The 16,093-nt window shown below is 46.2% G+C and carries 15 protein-coding genes and 1 pseudogene; 7 read left to right on the top strand and 9 right to left on the bottom strand.

Going from position 1 to position 16,093, the window contains the following annotated elements:
- Window positions 1–163 precede the first annotated feature (163 nt).
- On the top strand, window positions 164–1,297 hold the full coding sequence (locus AC58QG_RS28685) for a LacI family DNA-binding transcriptional regulator (protein ID WP_497365481.1): 1,134 nt from the start codon (window positions 164–166) through the stop codon (window positions 1,295–1,297).
- A 102-nt stretch (window positions 1,298–1,399) separates the two neighbouring features.
- Here the strand turns inward: AC58QG_RS28685 and AC58QG_RS28680 are convergent, their stop codons facing one another.
- Window positions 1,400–2,779: a hypothetical protein gene (locus tag AC58QG_RS28680; RefSeq protein WP_497365480.1), complete on the bottom strand. Its 1,380-nt coding sequence runs from the start codon at window positions 2,777–2,779 to the stop codon at window positions 1,400–1,402.
- A 79-nt stretch (window positions 2,780–2,858) separates the two neighbouring features.
- Here AC58QG_RS28680 and AC58QG_RS28675 point away from each other — a divergent pair, with 79 nt between their 5' ends.
- Together AC58QG_RS28675 and AC58QG_RS28670 are read left to right on the top strand one after the other, a co-directional pair.
- The gene (locus AC58QG_RS28675; RefSeq protein ID WP_497365479.1) at window positions 2,859–3,170 is read left to right on the top strand and encodes an AraC family ligand binding domain-containing protein; all 312 of its coding nucleotides are present in this window, start codon (window positions 2,859–2,861) and stop codon (window positions 3,168–3,170) included.
- A complete protein-coding gene (locus AC58QG_RS28670; protein WP_497365478.1) occupies window positions 3,171–3,656 on the top strand; it encodes a helix-turn-helix domain-containing protein in 486 nt (161 codons plus the stop codon).
- 25 nt (window positions 3,657–3,681) lie between these two features.
- Here AC58QG_RS28670 and AC58QG_RS28665 read toward each other — a convergent pair whose 3' ends face one another.
- Entirely contained in the window at window positions 3,682–4,611 is a 930-nt protein-coding gene (locus tag AC58QG_RS28665; RefSeq protein ID WP_497365477.1) for a helix-turn-helix domain-containing protein, read from the bottom strand.
- 436 nt (window positions 4,612–5,047) lie between these two features.
- Between AC58QG_RS28665 and AC58QG_RS28660 the strand changes: the two genes are divergently transcribed.
- Window positions 5,048–5,989 (top strand): nucleoside hydrolase, encoded by a 942-nt coding sequence (locus tag AC58QG_RS28660; protein ID WP_497365476.1) that lies wholly within the window; start codon window positions 5,048–5,050, stop codon window positions 5,987–5,989.
- Between the two features lie 100 nt (window positions 5,990–6,089).
- On the opposite strand, the gene AC58QG_RS28655 is transcribed toward AC58QG_RS28660, so the two are convergent.
- Window positions 6,090–6,947 carry a helix-turn-helix transcriptional regulator gene (locus AC58QG_RS28655; RefSeq protein ID WP_497365475.1) on the bottom strand — a complete coding sequence of 286 codons (858 nt, stop codon included), beginning with the start codon at window positions 6,945–6,947 and terminating at the stop codon, window positions 6,090–6,092.
- Window positions 6,948–7,205: 258 nt separating this feature from the next.
- On the opposite strand from AC58QG_RS28655, the gene AC58QG_RS28650 reads away from it, so the two are divergent.
- From AC58QG_RS28650 to AC58QG_RS28640, 3 genes and pseudogenes are all read left to right on the top strand, one after another.
- Window positions 7,206–8,303: a LacI family DNA-binding transcriptional regulator gene (locus AC58QG_RS28650; protein ID WP_497365474.1), complete on the top strand. Its 1,098-nt coding sequence runs from the start codon at window positions 7,206–7,208 to the stop codon at window positions 8,301–8,303.
- A 115-nt stretch (window positions 8,304–8,418) separates the two neighbouring features.
- Window positions 8,419–9,099 (top strand): annotated as a pseudogene (locus tag AC58QG_RS28645) (LacI family DNA-binding transcriptional regulator); the annotation flags it as partial.
- Between the two features lie 163 nt (window positions 9,100–9,262).
- The gene (locus AC58QG_RS28640; RefSeq protein ID WP_497365551.1) at window positions 9,263–10,528 is read left to right on the top strand and encodes an erythromycin esterase family protein; all 1,266 of its coding nucleotides are present in this window, start codon (window positions 9,263–9,265) and stop codon (window positions 10,526–10,528) included.
- Between the two features lie 265 nt (window positions 10,529–10,793).
- Here AC58QG_RS28640 and rocF read toward each other — a convergent pair whose 3' ends face one another.
- The 6 genes from rocF to AC58QG_RS28610 form a co-directional block, all read right to left on the bottom strand.
- Entirely contained in the window at window positions 10,794–11,588 is a 795-nt protein-coding gene (gene rocF, locus AC58QG_RS28635; RefSeq protein WP_497365473.1) for an arginase, read from the bottom strand.
- Window positions 11,589–11,761: 173 nt separating this feature from the next.
- Complete coding sequence (locus AC58QG_RS28630; RefSeq protein ID WP_497365472.1) at window positions 11,762–12,541, bottom strand: D-2-hydroxyacid dehydrogenase; 780 nt, start codon at window positions 12,539–12,541, stop codon at window positions 11,762–11,764.
- Window positions 12,498–12,725, bottom strand: coding sequence for a hypothetical protein (locus AC58QG_RS28625; RefSeq protein ID WP_497365471.1), 228 nt, complete (start codon window positions 12,723–12,725; stop codon window positions 12,498–12,500). The genes AC58QG_RS28630 and AC58QG_RS28625 overlap by 44 nt, the downstream gene beginning before the upstream one ends.
- Before the next feature lie 14 nt (window positions 12,726–12,739).
- On the bottom strand, window positions 12,740–14,227 hold the full coding sequence (locus AC58QG_RS28620; protein ID WP_497365470.1) for an aldehyde dehydrogenase family protein: 1,488 nt from the start codon (window positions 14,225–14,227) through the stop codon (window positions 12,740–12,742).
- 19 nt (window positions 14,228–14,246) lie between these two features.
- Window positions 14,247–15,431: an iron-containing alcohol dehydrogenase gene (locus tag AC58QG_RS28615; RefSeq protein WP_497365469.1), complete on the bottom strand. Its 1,185-nt coding sequence runs from the start codon at window positions 15,429–15,431 to the stop codon at window positions 14,247–14,249.
- A 208-nt stretch (window positions 15,432–15,639) separates the two neighbouring features.
- Window positions 15,640–15,990, bottom strand: a complete 351-nt coding sequence (locus tag AC58QG_RS28610) for a response regulator (RefSeq protein WP_497365468.1) — start codon at window positions 15,988–15,990, stop codon at window positions 15,640–15,642.
- Window positions 15,991–16,093 lie beyond the last annotated feature (103 nt).

The raw sequence follows: 16,093 nt of genomic DNA, 5'->3' as shown, positions 1-16,093 counted from the left end.
AAATGATGTTGTTATTTGGTCATCGATTCATTACCTCCAACCCTTCCCGTTTGATAGTTCTATCATAGCCCTCTCCTTAGTATGAAGTAAATATACAGTTAGCTTACCTGATTGTGCAATTATGAAACAAATGTGCAATTATGAAATAAGGTTTGTTAGATAATTGAACATTCCAGATCCTCCTCTGTTTCCCTATAATAAAACCGAAATGGTAACGATGTCATTAAAATTGATGAACGTTCGTCTACATGTGGGAGAGGATGGTATTACAATCAAAAAAACGACCATTTATGACGTTGCCGAAAAAGCAAAAGTAACACCCTCCACTGTATCCAGGGTTATGAATGCTTCCACCCTCGTCAAGCCTGGGACAAGACAGCGTGTACTGGAAGCGGTCAAGAGCCTCTGTTATATTCCAAACAAAACGGCACGCGTGTTTAAATCCGGCAAAAGCCATATTCTCGGACTAGTGATTAGTACGCAGCATATTAGCGAGCTCGTTTTAAACGCCGGATTCCAGGAAAGATTTAAAGCGCTGACGGTGAAAGCGCACAGCGAAGGCTATAATATGCTGATTCTCACTTCAGCTGATGCTGAATCCAATTCTTACTTTGAAGTGATCAAAAACCAGGTGGCCGACGGTTTTATCATCTTAAGCCCGTCCGCCAATGAATCCCTGGCTAGCCTACTTGAGGATGCGGGAATTCCCTACGTGTTCAACATGAAGTACTCCAACAATCCTGATGACAGCTACTACATATCCTCGGATGATGTTGAAGGTGGATATGTGGCGGCCAAATATTTGCTTGATTTAAACCATACAGATATTCGCTTTATCCTTGGAATCGTCAAAGGTATTATCATGCCTTTCAATGTAGACAGAATCAACGGCTTCAAAAAGGCGCTGGACGAATACGGCATAGCGTTCAAAGAAGAGATGATCGTCACCATTCCCGGACAAATGGAAGAAAGCTACAACCTTATACACCAATTATTCCAAACGCAAAAACCGACAGCCCTAATGATTTCCAATGAAACTACAACGGTTGCCGCCTTAAACTATTTTCATGATTATGGATATCGTGTGCCACAGGATGTGTCTGTTATTGGTTTCGGTCCTTCGGAATTTTTCCGACATCACCGGCCGAATTTAACCAATGTCAGCTATGACATCGCCTGGTCCAGCGACAAACTAGTCGATCTTCTTCTCCAGCGGATCGAAGGTAAGCCAGTGACCCCTGTAAGGTCAGAAAAGCCCGAACTGATCATTAGGGAAAGCACGGCACGAATTTTCTAGCCATCTTTCTCGGCTATTAGGCCTACTGACTGAAAACTCCGTATGGGTAAGCGCCTGTTCTCCTAAACAGGTCGCTCCATACGGAGTTTTTCTTTTTGGTCCCTATTGATTTTGCAACTGCGTGCTGCGGATCCGGTCACGTCCTGCTCGAATCTGGGCGATAAACTCTGGCCACCATTGCTTTCGACTTGATCGTTCGTCAAACTTAGCCCTTTCTTCCACAATACTTGGAAGCAGCTCTTCCGCTCTCTTCTTCAGCTCTTCCAAGCTGCCAATTTCCGGCACAAGCCATTTTCTGCCGATTTGCGTGTGAAGCACTTCGTCAGCCCAATCATAATCCTGGAATGTTTGGGCTAGCTTATTATCCGACGATTTGGCAATGACCCACTCTAGTCGTTTCCCCGTCTTTTTAGGCATTTGCCTCTGTTCGAAATACCAAAGAATGATATGCGAATCAAGCGGCTCGAAATGCGTATTCAAAGTTAAGCTTGTTCTAAAGTCTATCGGGTATTTATAAAATTCGACTCCGTCTTGATACAATCCAACTTCACCAAGCATGGAATGACGGGTTTCATCCCACAGCTGCCGGCTCATGTCCACATAATAATCCCACGGCTTGCCCTGCGTCTTGTAGATGATGGGCCCCATCCATTCCGGCACCGTCATTTCCTTCAAACGTTTATAGATTAAGGCATACGTTCTTTCGTCTGCTGGACGTGTTTCTTCGAGGTAATAGTCATCTATTTTCCCCTCTGAATTGTATTTATCGACAAATCGGGCATCCCGGCGAGGTTCTGATTTCATTTCATAAGGCTTGCCAACCTCGGTACGTGGGACGACAGGCTTCCAGTCCGCCGACTTCTCCAAATCTCCCGAAAAGCCTCCTGTAGCTTGCAGGCAGCGTTCCAAATGCTCCTGCCACTTGCATGCCGCGATATGATCCTCCTCGGTTACCATCAGCGCGTGAATCGCCTGTTCTCCCCAAGTCTGCATCTCTTCTTCTTCAATCAGCATGAATTTGATCATCCTGCAGGTAGGTTGATCGACAAGCGGATTGGTCTCGGCCAAATGCTTTTTCAGCGAACGGATGAGTTCCCTCTTGGCAACGCCATAAATACCAACCATGAGCTCCAGGGTCGTTTCTGCACGAATCAGCTCCTGGAAAAATAGTTCGATCGTAGCATCCGGAACTTTATCCAAATAAAGCGGAGGCTCGCGCATCTCCGTAATCCGTTTGCGGAGCATAGCACAATGCTCCGCATCCAGCCACATGTGCAAGCCAGAGGCACACTTCACTTCCCATTCGGGTACATGGGCAATATGGGCGGCGAATATTTTCGTCAGTTGGGTTTCCACGTACACATACCGTTTCAATAAGCTCACCGTATGGTCGATATCATAACCGACAGCGCATGCCCTTTCGTAGCTGCAGGTACCTGCTAGAGGGATTAGGCCCAAATTGTTGTTTCTGACTCTTTCCATATATGCAATTTCACTCCCTATCCTTATATTTTTTCTTGATTATAAACGAATATTGAAAGGTTGACTTTGTCACAGCTTATTGTTTTTTCCAGAAAGACGATTGCTCGATTATTTGTTGATCTATGTCCAGGAAGGCGTACTTCAAGTTAATTTGGAAGGAGTCGTGCATAGCTTTTCAGCAGGTGATTATTGTTTACTTCAGCCAGGTGATCTGAACTCCCTGGAGGGAACAACCAAGACGATAACCCCTTATGTTCATCTGGATTTATTTTACAATCAACAGCGCGAGAGGAGCTTTCCAACTCGTCCTGGACAAGCCGATATCCGTGCATTTTCTCATTTGCTGCAGCCTCGGCTCAATGACATGCAAGGGATTCACATCCCTTTGTAATTGCAGCCTGAGCATCCTGCCGCTGTTAAAGAAACGATGCTGCGTATGATCGGGCTTTGGCTGGAAGGGGATCTGCTGAACCAAATGGAAGCCCATCATTTGGCGAACGAGCTCATCATCAGCATCTTGAAGCAGGTGCCTCTCTTTCAACTGAATAACTACCAGAAGCCGCAGTCACTCAACTGGATTACTTCTTATTTCTCGTTTCATTTATCTGAAGCCATTACTTTGGAATCGATGGCGAAGCGCGCCCAATTGTCTCCTTCTCGTTTTGCTGTGGTTTTTCGGGAGCAATTCGGCATGCCTCCACATCAATATTTACTCCATCTTCGCATTCATCACGCCCAAGAGCTCCTAAGGAATACAGCCTATTCCATACAAGAAATTGCTAGTTATTGCGGTTTTTCCGACATTCATCACTTCGCTAAAATGTTCAAAAAAATGACGAAAGAAACACCCGGTAAGTACCGAAGCAATCATAACTAGTCAAAACATAGATTTCATTCCAAATTCAGATCGTGCTGCCGACGATCGAGTCGCGGAATTGCCCGGGTGTAATACCTTCATTACGTTTGAAAGCACGGATGAAGCTGTGTACATTGTTGTAGCCCACTTCGTTGCTGATTTGATTCACTGTCCAATCGTTCAAGAACAGCAGTTGCTTGGAGCGCACAATGCGCTTTTCAGTAAGCAGGTTGTAGAAGGTACTCCCTGTGTATTGCTTTAATAAACGATTGATATACGTAGAAGAGCACTTCACTATCTCAGACAGATGCTCCAGCCCGAAATCCTTATTGAAGTGCTCTTCGATGTAAGACTTAACCTCCCACACAATACGTTGATTTTTGTCTATGCGCATATCAGCCATATACTTGCAGATATGCAGGCAAATACCTTCCACATAATGATGAATTTCTTGTTTGGTTTCAAATTGATCCATATGTACACAAGGGTCAACATCACTACCCATTATTTCATTGAGCGTAAACCCTGCTTTATATACGGTTCGTATAATGGCATGGGTCAAGTGAAGGTACACACGCAGTGCGGCAGTCGTATCATCGGACTCTATACTTTCCAAAGCAAATGCGATATCGTCGAACTTCCCTTGAATCTTCTTGGTTGTACTTCTCATGATCGTACTGCAGAGCCCTTCTTCCAGCTCAAACAGAAAAGCATATTCATAAGTCTTATGCCCATTTCTATCATCGATGAGAACGCTTTCTGCCTTCATTTGGGTGTTCGTTGCGTTATCTGGCCTTTTGACCTCTTTATTATCCCTATATACCCCCCCTTTAAAAGCGATCATGTTCAGCCTCTTTTTCTGTCCGCTTTGTTGGTCGGAGCGAGATAAATAATCCCAATTGTAAAATGACGTTCCAATGCCAAAATAGTGATAGGTAGGGACTGATTTGTCAAAAATTTGTTCTACATTTTGCACTGCCGCACCCCTCTCTTACGGTTTTCTTTGATCCTGTCTTTGTCCAGAAAACATGTATTCAAGTACTTGTTCGCAATGTGCTGCTCTCAAACGTAGTAAAAACCCTTATTGAAAGTAAAAATGGTAACGTTGCCATTTTGTTAAATAGAGAATGAAAGCATTTACATCTCCAATATTAGTACTACTTTCGGGAGATGTCAACTTGATTTATTAGTTTTTTAACCAAAAAATGGCACCGATTACATTGAAATGCTTGATTTCGGAAAACCAGCTTAAATAATCATAGCTGCATACTTGGTCTCGTGCTGAGTCAAACAAATGTGCAATTTTAAAAGCAGGGTATCGTTAGATAATTGAGTATTTCAGAATGCTTCCCGCTTCTCTATAATTCAACGTATGATTCTTTCATACTTTTACTATAAGGAGATGGTAGCAATTGAACCAAACATCATGGCCCAAATTGACAGACAGCGCAATGCTGCAAAGACTTACACATCCCGAAGGTCGGGTTAGAATGATCTTGGATACCGATACCTTCAATGAGGTAGATGATCAGTTCACTCTCGCCTACGCGTTGCTTTCACCTGAGAAGCTTGATGTATTGGCCGTAACGGCTGCGCCATTTTTCAATTGGAACTCGATCAGTCCGGCGGACGGAATGGAGAAGAGCTACAATGAAATATTGAACATTTTTCAACTAATGGAGTTGGAAAATGCGCCGCCTGTCTACAAAGGCTCTCCTCAATACATGAGCAGTCCAAACGAGCCTGTGCCGAGTCAAGCAGCTGATAAAATCATCGAGCTCGCGCTTGCATCCGAACCCGCCAATCCCCTGTACGTAGTCGCGATTGGTGCCATTACAAATGTTGCTTCGGCCATCGCCAAATGCCCTGAAATCATCCACAATATGGTTGTTGTATGGCTCGGTCCCAATTCCTACTGGTGGCCTACTCAGAAAATTTTCAATGTGTCTCAGGATTATCATGCCTCCTCTCTTATTTTTGGCAGCGGTGTACCTTTAGTCGTTCTACCATGTCACAGCGTGGCGTCCCATCTGCTAACAACGCCTTATGAGATTGATAGCTGCCTGCGTGGAAAAAATAAACTGGGCACCTACTTTAGCGATATGATTCGCGGTCGGTTTACCCGGTTTGGCCAGGATCGCATGGGATGGTCCAAAGTACTTTGGGATGTTTCAGCGATCGCTTGGGTGCTGAATGAGGACTGGGTGCCTTCTGCAGTACGGCGAAGTCCGATCCTTAATCCTAACTTCACATATTCCTTCGATGACTCACGCCATTTTTATAAGGAAGCCTTTGAAATTGATCGCAGCCTTGTGTACATGGATCTTTTTTCCAAGCTTCAGCAGAAATCCTAAATAATTAAAAAAAGGGCACGCGCGATCTATGCAGATGAAAGTTTCCTCGTTCATCAACTAGATCCGTGTGCCCATGCTCTTACGAACAGTTCAAACTCTTTTATTCAATTTCCATGGTGCTGCAAACAAGCAATTCGCGAAATTGTCCGGGTGTTATGCCTTCACTGCGCTTAAATGCACGGATGAAACTATGTACATTGTTGTAGCCTACTTTATTACTAATCTGACAAACCGTCCAATCATTCAAGGAAAGCAATTGCTTGGAGCATACGATGCGCCTTTCGGTCAGCAAGTTGTAGAAGGTGCTGCCCGTGTATTGCTTCAATAAGCGGTTAATATACGTGGAAGAGCATTTCACCTGCTCAGACACATACTCCAGTCCCAGATCCTGATTAAAGTGTTCTTCAATAAAAGACTTGATCTCCCACACAATGCGTTGATTTTTGTCAATGCGCAAACCAAGCATATACTTGCAGATGTGCAGGCAGATCCCTTCCACATAACGGTGAATTTCTTGTTTTGTTGCGAACTGCTCCATGTGGGCACAAGGGTCAATATCACAGCCCATCATATCTCTGAGCGTAAAACCTGCTTTATATATCGTTCGGATAATGGCATGGGTCAAGTGAAGATATACACGTCTTGCGGTGATCGTATCACCTGGTTGTATGTCTTCCAAAGACAGCTCGATATAGTCAAGCGTCCCTTGCAGCTTCTTGATCGTGCTTCGCATAATCGTGCTGCAGAGCCTTTCTTCCAACTCAAACAGTGATGAGTATTCATAGCTCTTATGTTCCTTCCGATCATCGGACGGGAGGCTTTCTTTTCTCTTTTGAGTGTTCATATGATTGATGGACCTTTGAGCTTCATTAACCTTCTGCGTTCCACCTTTACGCGCAAATAAGCTTTGCAGCATCTTGGGTCCGTTTGCTGTGTCATAGTGGGATACATAACTCAAATTGTAGAAGATAGTTCCACTATCGGAAAAATTATATGCATGAGCTTGGTTCCCAGAAATTAAAAATGAATTTTGCAATGTCATACCCCTCTCTTCAAATGAAATTGACTCAAGAAATGGTACCGTTGCCATTTTGTTCGACAAAGAAATGAAAGCACTTACATATTCATATTAGACCTGCTTTTCACAGATGTCAACTTGATTTATTCAATAAATAAAATTAATATATGGATGATAAATTTTCAAATAAATGCTATAATGGTATCGTTAACATTTTCCACTAAGGGGAGCGATCCAATCAAAAAGCCCACTATCCGCGACGTAGCCCTTAAAGCTAATGTCACGACTTCCACCGTATCCAGGGTACTGAATGATTCCGACCTCGTCAAACCGCGCACAAGGCAAAAGGTGCTAGAAGTCATTGAAAGCCTAGGCTATATTCCCAACAAGACCGCTCGGATCTTCAAGTCAGGCAAAAGCTATATCCTTGGCCTCGTAATCAGCCAGTCGCATATTAGCGAGATCCTGTCTAATGCCGGATTTCAGGCTCAATTCAAAGCCTTAACCGAAAAAGCCCATGTTGAGGGGTACAATATTCTAATCATTACTTCGGCAAATGGAGATTCGCATTCTTATTTTGAGGTTATCAAAAATCAGGTGGCGGATGGTTTTATTATTTTTAGCCCCTCGCATAATGACACATTGACTTCCATGCTAAATGAGGCGGAAATTCCATACGTGTTCAACATGAAATATTCTGACAATACCGAAGAGCGTTATTACGTATCCTCTGATGATTTCGAAGGCGGATATATCGCAGCCAAGTACCTGCTCGATTTGAACCATACGGACATCCGTCTGCTGGTAGGTCTCGTCAAAGGCGGCATACTGTCCTTCAATATCGCTAGAATTAATGGCTTTAAGAAGGCATTGGAGCAATACGGTGTACCTTTCCGAGATGAGATGGTTGTGACCATTCTTGGTCAAATGGAACAAAGCTATAACGATATTTATCAATTGTTCCAAACGCAAAAGCCGACGGCCCTTATGATTTCCAATGAAATTACGACGGTTGCCGCCTTGAACTTCTTCGCTGACTATGGCTATCGGGTGCCCCATGATGTATCCGTCATTGGTTTCGGTCCTTCGGAGTTTTTCCGCGGTCTTCGTCCGAATTTAACGAACGTCAGCTATGACATTTCCTGGACCAGCTCCAAGCTCGTCGATCTTCTGCTGCAGCGAATCGAAGGCAAGTCACCGACATTCGAGATGCCGAAAAAACCAGAATTAGTCATCCGCGACAGCACCGCCAGATATCATCCAGAGCCGGTACTGCCGCCGCAGATTCGGATCTAACACTGTAATGGGTCTCCCTGCTTCCGTTCTACACACAGCGATGCTGTCCAACCGAGAGCGCTGAAGCCTCTATTCATCTGCCGGCTGAAAACGTAAAAGGGGTAAAAATCAAGTAGCCGATGGCTTCATCATTTTTAGCCCCTCTCACAATGACACGTTGACTGCCTTGCTGGAAGAAGCTGAAATTCCTTATGTATTCAACATGAAATACTCCGACAATCCGGAAGATCGCTATTATGTATCCTCCGATGATTTTGAAGGCGGATATATGGCTGCCAAATATTTGCTCGATTTAAATCATACGGACATTCGGTTCCTCGTCGGGATTGTTCGAGGCAATGTCTTATCTTTTAATATCGACAGAATTAATGGCTTCAAAAAAGCTCTGGAAAATTACGGCGTGCCATTTAGAGACGAGATGATCGTGACCCTTCCAGGGCAAATGGAACAAAGCTATAACGCAATCTATCAATTGTTCCAAACCCAAAAGCCGTCTGCCCTTATGATATCCAATGAGATTACAACCGTCGCAGCCCTGAACTTCTTTACTGATTATGGATACCGTGTGCCTCAGGATGTATCCATCATTGGCTTTGGTCCTTCTGATTTTTTCCGCAGCCTCCGCCCGAACCTAACGAACGTATGTTATGACATTACATGGTCCAACTTCAAACTTGTTGATCTTCTCCTGCAGCGAATCGAAGGAAAGCCTATTACCATCGAAATGCCCAAAAAACCTGAATTGGTCATCCGCGACAGCACCGCTAGGCATATAACAACACCTGTGTCTTCGTAGTCTGCAGCCAACTTCGGTTTATCAGATTGGGTACATCTAAATCAAGGACGAATGCTTTGTAGATCATCGATCTTCTGAACATTCGTCTTTTCGTCTTTATCCTCCTATTTTGGTGCATACTACGTATGAAAATCATTAGGAATAGGAGTAAACACAAGTGAACATGGATGAACGCATTGTGGAACAAATTAAGAAGCAGGCTGCGCCCTTGAACAGCTCTGATGATTTGGATGTGTTAATCGAAGCGATCGGGGACAAGAAGTATGTTTTACTTGGCGAGGCCACGCATGGTACTTCCGAATTTTATAAGCTGCGCATGGAATTAAGCCGTAAATTAATTGAAACGAAGGAATTCTCCTTTATTGCTGTTGAGGGGGACTGGCCTTCCTGCTATGAGGTTAACCGCTACGTGAAGCAGTATAAGGATGCGAAGCCAAGCTCCATTGAGGTGATGGAAGGGTTCAATCGATGGCCAACGTGGATGTGGGCGAATGAAGAAGTTGGAGAATTAATCGATTGGCTGCGAAAGCACAATGAAGATAAACCGATGGCGCAGCGCGTTGGGTTTTATGGACTCGACGTCTATAGTTTATGGGAGTCTTTGGAAGAAATCGAACGATACTTACAGGAAAAAGGTACACCTGAGCAGTTGGCTTTGGCCCGCAAAGCCTTTGAGTGCTTCGACTCCTATGAAAAAGAGGGGCAAAATTACGGCGTTTCCGCAGCTTTCTACGGCGAAAGCTGTAAGGATGATGTTGTGAAGCTGCTGAAGGAGCTTCACACACAACGCGTTCGATATGACGAGGACAGCGAAGCTGCCCTTAGTGCCGAATTGAACGCGCTCGCCGCTGTGAATGCTGAGGATTACTACAGCACCATGGTTAGACACGACGCGGAATCGTGGAACGTCCGCGACCGACACATGGTCGAGGCGCTGCGCCGCCTCGCAGACTACCACGGCCCAGACGCCAAGGTCATCGTCTGGGAGCACAACACGCACATCGGCGATGCGCGTGCAACAGATATGCTGGCCGACGGCATGGTGAACGTCGGCCAGCTTGTGCGCGAAGCGTACGGCGAAGCCGATGTATACGCCATCGGCTTCGGCACATACCGCGGCACCGTGATTGCCGCGAAAGCTTGGGGCGCGCCGGTGGCGACGATGCCAGTGCCAGCTGCCCAGCGTGGCAGCTGGGAGGAGCTCATGCATCGCGCTGGCGCGCATGATCAGATCCTCCTGCTTCGCCAGGAGGATCCGCTGCTCGGGCACGAGGTGCTGGGGCACCGTGCCATCGGGGTCGTGTACCGCCCCTCTTCAGAGCGAGGGAACTACGTTCCCTCGGTGATGGCTCGGCGGTACGATGCTTTCGTGCATGTGGACGAGAGCCATGCGCTTCGTCCACTAACGATAGAAAAAGTGCTTGTGTGATCTGAGTTCTTTCAATTTAATGAACTACAAGCTAGAAGCTTGGAAGATTTAAGAAAGTTTTATGAGATCTACAAGTTAATTAATAAATAGTACAACCCTCCCATATTAGGGCGGGTTGCTTTTATTTCTAAGTCCTCAATAATTATTGGTTGAATGAGACTCACTGAAAAATATCTGATGCGAATTAGAAACGCTAAAAATGAACCTATTGAACTGATTAATTGTTACATAAAATAAACAACTGAAAGGGCTCCTGCTTAGTCGATTATAGAATTTGATCACCGAAGAAGGAACTGATAAGGCTTACCGCTAACTCGGAGGTTTTGTTGCTATCGTCGAGTAGCGGGTTCACCTCAACAAATTCAGCAGAAGTCACAATACCTGCTTCATGCAGCGTTTCGACGGCGAGATGAGCTTCGCGGAATTGAAGTCCACCTTTGACGGCAGTCCCTGTGCCAGGTGCCTTAATAGGATCCACAGAATCAACATCATAACTGAGATGAACGCCATCTGTTCTTAATTTAATATAATCAATTGCTTCTTGTATCACATGTGCCATGCCTTTGCGGTCAATATCGTACATGGTAAAGCATTTTATACCAAGGGAGCGAATTAGTTTCTTCTCACCCTCATCCAGAGATCGAGATCCGATAAGCACAATATTTTCTGATTTCACCTTCGGATTTATACCTTTCATGTTGGTCAATAAGGGGTGCCCGATGCCAAGGCTGACCGCAAGTGACATGCCGTGTATGTTTCCAGACGGGCTTGTATCTGCTGAATTTAAGTCGGAGTGTGCATCAATCCAAATGACCCCTAACTGCTTATAATGATTAGATAGTCCCGCAATTGTGCCAATAGCAATACTATGATCTCCGCCGATAATGAGCGGGAAATAATCTTGGCTCACGACTTTAGAAATCTGTTCAGCTAGTTGGGTATTGATCTGAATAACCTCAGCGAAATGTTTCAAATTCGTCATTTCCACTTGAGCATCTAAGGGAACTGCTGTTTCATTATCCAGACGCAGATCAGCAACGTGATCAACGGTATATTCCATTAAGGCAGCGCTTTATACCTTTCTGAATAGCAATTGCGGTATCTGCAGTACGGATGCTTCCTTTGAAAGAATCGGGAGCAATTATGATTTTCATGTAAAACATCACCGCCTCTTGAGCACATATTTTCGTATTAGACAGAAGAATGGAAGCTGTTAAGGCTCCATTCTTCTGTCTAAACTGGATTAACCGTATTTATAGATTTCCCCTGTAAAAAAGCAACCACATTTCCAACAGCAATGTCCATCAACCGACTTCTAGCCTCGAAGGTTGCCCATGCCATGTGTGGCGTTACGATACAATTTCTGGCAAGAAAAAGTGGATTGTCCATACTGGGCGGTTCTAAGGATAGTACATCTAGTCCTGCTCCGGCAATTTTCCCCTCATTTAAAGCATTAGCCACATGCTGCTCGACCAGCAGTCCTCCCCGAGACGTATTGATTAGAAAAGCGGACGGTTTCATGAGAGCGATCCTCTCCTCATTGAACAGCCCCTCCGTATCCGGTGTGAGCGGGCAGTGCAGACTTACGAAGTCGGAAGCGGCAAGCAACTGCTCCAGCGGAACACGTTCCACGAATTCCCCTCCCGTTTCCGACGCCCGTCCCTCTCTACCTGCGACTAACACGCGCATGCCAAATGCCTGCGCCAAACGGCTAACCTGCTTGCCTATTCGGCCATAGCCGACAATCCCCAACGTTTTGCCTGCCAGTGCGATTTGTCTGCTAAGTGTATAGCAAAAGTCCGGAGATTCTTCCCAGCCCCCCGCACGCACACTATCGCTATGCTTGCCGATTCTGTGGCATAGTTCTAAGATCAGGGCAAAAACAAATTGAGCTACGGAGTCCGTACCATACGTCGGCACATTGGTCACGACAATACCTTGGCTGGAAGCTACTTTGACATCAACGACATTATAGCCTGTTGCCAAAACCCCGATATATTTCAACCGGTTCAAGCCGGTAAGCGTCTTTGGAAAGTGGCGTTTTATTCGTCAACACGATGTCCGACTCCTGTATGCGTTCTTTTACGAGCGGTGGCGGCGTTCGGTCATAGACAGTGACGGTACCAAGCTTACCCAGCTCTTCCCAACTCAAATCTCCGAGATTTAGCGTATAACCATCGAGTACAACGATGTGCATTCTTTCACCTCTTGTTAATACAAAGTATAAATGACTTTAGGCTCCGTATAAAATTGCTGATTCGTACTACCGATAGAAAAAGCACCAAATCCTGATTGCTTAACGCCACCGAACGGCATATGCGCTTCACTTGCAGTTCCATGATTAATGTGCACCATACCGGCTTCAAGGCGTGCAGCGAACTCATTGGCATCACTCAATTCATCGGTAAATATCGATGCTGCAAGACCATAATTAGTTCCATTGGCGATACGCAATGCATTCTCTTTGGTACTCGCTTCAATAACTGTAAGCACTGGACCAAAAATTTCCTCGCGAGCAATGGTCATATTTTCAGTTACATTCACGAATAAAGCAGGCTCCATGTAAGCTCCGGTTTCATACGCGCCGCCGCTCAGTACTTCGCCACCATACAACAGCTCTGCACCCTCAGCTTTGCCTAGACGAACATAGCGCTGGACGGATTCCAATTGCTCTTTATTGACAAGCGGGCCCATATGAATACCCGGTTCCCAAGACGGACCAACACGAAGTTGTTTAATCTCTTGGAGTAAAGCCTCTATCAGCTTCTCGGCATGTGATTTAAGTACCACTACCCGGCTAATGGACGTGCAGCGTTGGCCGGAGCAAGCAAATGCAGCAGAGACAATTTGCTTCGCTGCTCCTCCGAGATCAGAATAGTTTAGCACCACTGCGGCATTCTTGCCTCCAAGCTCCAGCTGAGTACGTGCCAAACGCACGGCTGCCGTTTGTTGGATTCGTAACCCCAGCTCTGTTGATCCCGTGAAACTGATCCCCTTCACCCGCGGATGTTTAGTAAGCGGGTCTCCGACCCGTGATCCTCCGCCCGTCACCATATTCACAACCCCATTCGGCACCCCGGCTTCTGTAAACAGTTCCATGAGCCTTGCCGATGCCCAAGGCGTGGCAGAAGCCGGCTTGAATACAATCGTACAGCCGTAGGCGAGCGCAGGTGCGATCTTTCGAACAGGTGTAACAACCGGGAAGTTCCACGGCGCTATTGCAGCAACAACGCCAATCGGATAACGAACAACCGTATTCCGCACATTCCGGCGTTCGCTCGGAACGGTTTCTCCTAAGATACGTGACGCTTCTCCTGCGGCAAAGCGTGCTTCTTTAGCCGCTCGAGCCACCTCTCCCCGGGATTCGGCAATCGTTTTACCCTGCTCAGCGGATAGCCGGAAAGCCAGCTCGTCGCGATCAAGCTCCATCAAGTCTGCGAAACGTAGAAGAATCGCCCCCCGTTCCGGTCCAGGCAAGGCAGACCAACTCGTGAAAGCAGCATCAGCGGCCTCAACTGCGCTGTTCACGTCAGCGGAGTCGGAATCTGCAAAATATCCGATTACCCTCTCATGCTCTGCGGCATGAACAACTTGGAAGGTACGCCCACCATTTGCAGGCCTCCATTCACCGTTTATGTAATTGCCATAGGTCTGACCGCCGGCATCCTGTAACCAATTAAGCATTTCATAGTCTGGCATTACACATTCGCTCCTTTCGTTACCTTGCAGTAATGGCATTGGTCTTTGACATTGCGGCGCGACATAACTGTTTGAGATCTTCGTGCGTTGGTTTTACAGGATTGACAGGCACGTTGCCCGACTGCATCGCTTCCTCAGCGATCATATCGAGGGCCTTTTCTGTTACGCCGTAATCCGAAAGCGTCTGTGTAATGCCAATATCCTCTTTTAAGCGGCGTATAGCTGAAACAGAAAGATCGGCTGCTTCCCGCAAAGAAAGATGGTCGGTCTTCTCTCCAAAAATGACGGCTATTTCCTTGAATTTCTCCAAATTCCCAATAAGATTGAACGTCATAACTTCAGGTAAAAGGATCGCATTTACGATACCATGCGGAATCTTGAAATGTGCTCCTAGGGGGATGGCCAATGCGTGCGAAAGCCCAAGGCGAGTCGGATTAAATGCCATCGCTGCGATCAGACTGGCAAGCAGCATGTCGTGACGCGCCTGCAAATTCTCCCCTTGAACGACGGCAGTCCGCAGACTGCGGGCAATCATCTTCATGGCCTGAACGGACATACCTTCGGAGATCGGCTGTGTCGCTTTATTGACGTAAGATTCCAATGCGTGCGTCAAAGCATCCATCCCTGTGGATGCAGTGAGAGATGCTGGCAAGGATACCGTCAGCTCAGGATCGCATAAGGCCAACGACGGACAATTATATGGGCTGCCAACGCTGAGCTTGACCTTTGCCTTTTTGTCAGATAGCACAGACCAAATGGTAAGCTCACTGCCGGTCCCCGCGGTCGTCGGAATCGCAATGACTGGCGCTCCTTTCCGCGGCACTTTATTAATGCCAACATAATCACGAATATTGCCCTCATTACCGAGCATCAAACCGACAGCCTTAGCCGTATCAAGCGAGCTGCCGCCGCCAATGCCGACCACCAGGTCGCACCCCTCAGTCTTGGCCAGCTCCGTTGCGGCGGCGACCGACTCAATATTGGGATCTGGTTCAATGTCTGAGTAAATGACATAAGGAATCTGTTCATCATTCAGCGGTGCTGTCAGTCGGTCGACGCCTCCAGCCTTCAGTACGCCGGGATCACTGACGATGAGCACCTTGCTTCCCCCGAGCTCAAGAACATGATGAGGCAATGTTTTTGCCGCCCCATTGCCGAACTCGATAATCGTTGGCAGTTCATAACGGAAAATCCGGTTTATCATCTTGTTTCCTCCCTCTATTTCACTCCATATTCTTTGGAAGCGAAGCTACCACGCTAAAGCCTCTTTCAAGCCTACGGTCCACTTGGAGACCATACTCATTTCCGTATAAGCGATTGCTCATCGATAGCTGCCCAAATCGTAATTATTCCTTGTTCTTCCTTCGTCTCAATGTCATGAAAGATTGCGTTTTCCACTAGCGGCTGAATAATCAATTTCGGAATCTGAAGGATTTACTATCGATCGGCTTTAAAAGATAGTCCGTTACCCCGCAAGCAATGGACTTTTTGGCATAACTAAAATCATCGTAGCCGGAGATAATGACAATTTTTATTGAAGGCCATTGTTCCTTAACGATTCTCGAAAGTTCCAAACCGTCCAGCCCTGGCATACGGACGTCTGTCAACAGCACATCAGGTTGCTGTTCCTCGACCATTTGAAGAGCAACTCTCCCGTTAGGGGCCGTATTGATTTCGCCGATTCCATAGCTGCTCCAATCAATCGCCTTTTGGATACCCATCCGCATCAACGGTTCATCATCTACAATCAATGCTGTCAACATGCTCTTGTTCCCTCCTGCAGTGGATACTTGTATTCGTACGATTGGTTTGCTAACTAAGGAATTCAACGAAACTGCCCCTTTCCCTCTTCATTCTTGCACAGAT

This window comes from Paenibacillus sp. J22P169, from assembly GCF_059691995.1.
This window is presented reverse-complemented; position numbering and strand designations above follow the sequence as displayed.

What these genes read in the sequence shown, in the direction of transcription:
- AC58QG_RS28620 (WP_497365470.1), bottom strand. Translation starts at nt 14,227, where the DNA reads ATGCCAGACTATGAAATGCTTAATTGGTTACAGGATGCCGGCGGTCAG.
- AC58QG_RS28615 (WP_497365469.1), bottom strand. Translation starts at nt 15,431, where the DNA reads ATGATAAACCGGATTTTCCGTTATGAACTGCCAACGATTATCGAGTTC.
- AC58QG_RS28650 (WP_497365474.1), top strand. Translation starts at nt 7,206, where the DNA reads ATGGTATCGTTAACATTTTCCACTAAGGGGAGCGATCCAATCAAAAAG.
- AC58QG_RS28680 (WP_497365480.1), bottom strand. Translation starts at nt 2,779, where the DNA reads ATGGAAAGAGTCAGAAACAACAATTTGGGCCTAATCCCTCTAGCAGGT.
- AC58QG_RS28610 (WP_497365468.1), bottom strand. Translation starts at nt 15,990, where the DNA reads ATGTTGACAGCATTGATTGTAGATGATGAACCGTTGATGCGGATGGGT.
- AC58QG_RS28625 (WP_497365471.1), bottom strand. Translation starts at nt 12,725, where the DNA reads ATGCACATCGTTGTACTCGATGGTTATACGCTAAATCTCGGAGATTTG.
- AC58QG_RS28640 (WP_497365551.1), top strand. Translation starts at nt 9,263, where the DNA reads ATGGATGAACGCATTGTGGAACAAATTAAGAAGCAGGCTGCGCCCTTG.
- rocF (WP_497365473.1), bottom strand. Translation starts at nt 11,588, where the DNA reads ATGGAATATACCGTTGATCACGTTGCTGATCTGCGTCTGGATAATGAA.